Here is a 2,058-nt window from a genome sequence, read left to right as displayed (position 1 = left end):
TGAAAAAATTAAGGAGTATATAAAATCTCCTTATATTTTTGAACCTATGACAATGTAATTGTCATAGTCTATCAGTGAAAAAATTAAGGAGTATATAAATGGAAAAGTTAGAATTTAAATGCGTTGATTTTTTTAACAGATATATTGTAGAAGAAATTGTTTATAAAGATGACGGAGAAAATATTGTTCCTGTTAAAGTGTTCAGCCGCTCTACTTTAGGAAGTAAGTTTAAAAGCGATGATGTAATATCTATTAATCGTCCTAGCTTTAATGAAAACCTTAAATATGTAAGAGAGAAAGAAGAGAAAATTATTAATGATGATATTTTTAAATGGCTTGATGTTAGAATAAATGGTACGCTTGCTGTAAGTCTTCTTGATGAATGGAGCACTAAAGATATTAATGAGTTTGCACAGGTGATAAAAAGTTTTTTGCTAGAGAGAAGAATTATGTAGCGGGTAATTTATATCATTTTTCTATAATAGAGCAGACAGAAATTGATAATCTTGTAAATTATGCTTTTAATAATAGAGAAGTTAAATATGATGACTTTTGTTATTTTAATGACTCTCTTATAAGTCTGTATACAGCTTCTTTGTTTTGGAACAAAATAATACTTGAGGCTTGGTATCAGATAATAAGCGGAAGATTTATATATTGCCGTTATGATGAAGATGATTATTTGAGATTAGGTCTTAATTATGCTGTTTTTAGATTTAAGATTTTGATAGATAAGGCTTTGAAAGTTTATAATTAAATTTTTTCATTTGATATTATTGAGTTTTTTATATAAAGGTTGAAAAGTATGAGTAATAATTTCTCAAGTACAAATAAAGAATTGCAGAATATAGAAGAAAGTATAAAGAAAATAAATTCAGCATATGAAACTTCTTTATTTTTTAATGCTTCAAAGGATTCTTTTAATGAGTTTTCAAGTTCAGCTGCAGAGGCAAAAACTTCTATAGATAATATAGAAACTTCTATAAACTCGCTTGATAATAGTATAAATAAAGCCGATATAAAAAGTTTTTCTAGTGAAATAAAAGACTCTCTATCAAGTATATCAAGTATATATAAAGATTTAAGTGCCAGTTTTTCAGATTTTTTTCATTATGATTTAAGCTCTTATGATGAGGCAATAGAAGAAGCTAAAAATAAATTACAGGAGTTTGATGATTATCAGGCAGAGTTAAGAGAAAATAAGAAAACTCTGGACGATGAGGATTATGAAAATTATTTATCAAGGCTTGATGAAGAGCTTGAACTTGCAATTGAAAGCAAAGATGCTATGAGTGCCGAAGCTATACGCATAAAGCAGGAAGAGTTAAAGAAAAAACAGGATAGAGAAAAAGAAGACTTACAGAAAGAAAAAGAAATACAAGTTCAAAGAGAATTGCTTGAAAAACAGCTTGCACAGGCAGAGTATAATAAAGCGTATGCTGAGTGGGATAATAACGTAAAACTAGCAGAAATGGAAAAAGCAAAAGCTATAGCGGATGCAGTTTTAATACCTTCGCTTGCTATAGCACAATCCGCTTTGGGGGTGGCTTCTTCATTTGCTCAGGGAGGACCTGTTGGTTTTGCAGCGGGACTTGTAATATCGGCTACTGCAATATCATCTGCTATTTCTGCTGCTTCTGGTATAGTATCATCAGCTAATGCTTTAGACAGTGTAAAATCTAATCCGCCAGAGGCTCCTCAGTTTGCCTTCGGTACAGCAGGGTATATTATTCCAGACGGAGGCTCTGCCATAGTAGGTGAGATGGGGGCTGAGATTGTAACAAATAAAGCTGGTAAAATACAAGTTCAAAGTAATGCTCAGTTACAGGATAAGGGTTTTTCTAAAGGCGATATTTGGAATGTTACTATTAATGTAGAACAGGCTTTAAATCCTGATGAGGTTTACAAACTTATGAATAGTTATAAAGCAAGAAACAGTCAGATGTATGCCAGATAATTTTTTTATTATAGTATTAAAAAAATGAAAAAAATAGAATTTTTTTCATTTTTTATTTTTTTAAAAAATTTTACATATAATTTTATTTTCTTCGTATATGT

At 30.0% G+C, this 2,058-nt stretch carries 3 protein-coding genes; all 3 read left to right on the top strand.

What is annotated here, in order from left to right; translation table 11 throughout:
* Positions 1 to 98 precede the first annotated feature (98 nt).
* The 3 genes from Q1X91_RS15520 to Q1X91_RS15510 all read left to right on the top strand — a co-directional run bounded on the left by Q1X91_RS15520 (position 99) and on the right by Q1X91_RS15510 (position 1,957).
* Positions 99 to 455: a hypothetical protein gene (locus Q1X91_RS15520; protein ID WP_300759504.1), complete on the top strand. Its 357-nt coding sequence runs from the start codon at positions 99 to 101 to the stop codon at positions 453 to 455.
* Positions 456 to 595: 140 nt separating this feature from the next.
* Entirely contained in the window at positions 596 to 757 is a 162-nt protein-coding gene (locus Q1X91_RS15515; protein ID WP_300759502.1) for a hypothetical protein, read from the top strand.
* A 48-nt stretch (positions 758 to 805) separates the two neighbouring features.
* Positions 806 to 1,957 carry a hypothetical protein gene (locus Q1X91_RS15510; protein WP_300759500.1) on the top strand — a complete coding sequence of 384 codons (1,152 nt, stop codon included), beginning with the start codon at positions 806 to 808 and terminating at the stop codon, positions 1,955 to 1,957.
* Positions 1,958 to 2,058: the final 101 nt, after the last annotated feature.

It is taken from the genome of uncultured Brachyspira sp. (assembly GCF_949287625.1).
In the GTDB taxonomy this organism is placed as follows: domain Bacteria; phylum Spirochaetota; class Brachyspiria; order Brachyspirales; family Brachyspiraceae; genus Brachyspira.
The sequence above is the reverse complement of the archived record's forward strand: the minus strand, read 5'-3'. Positions and strand labels throughout refer to the sequence as shown.

Bases quoted from the DNA above. Each gene is read 5' to 3' on its own strand.
- Q1X91_RS15520 (WP_300759504.1), top strand. From the start codon at position 99: ATGGAAAAGTTAGAATTTAAATGCGTTGATTTTTTTAACAGATATATT.
- Q1X91_RS15510 (WP_300759500.1), top strand. From the start codon at position 806: ATGAGTAATAATTTCTCAAGTACAAATAAAGAATTGCAGAATATAGAA.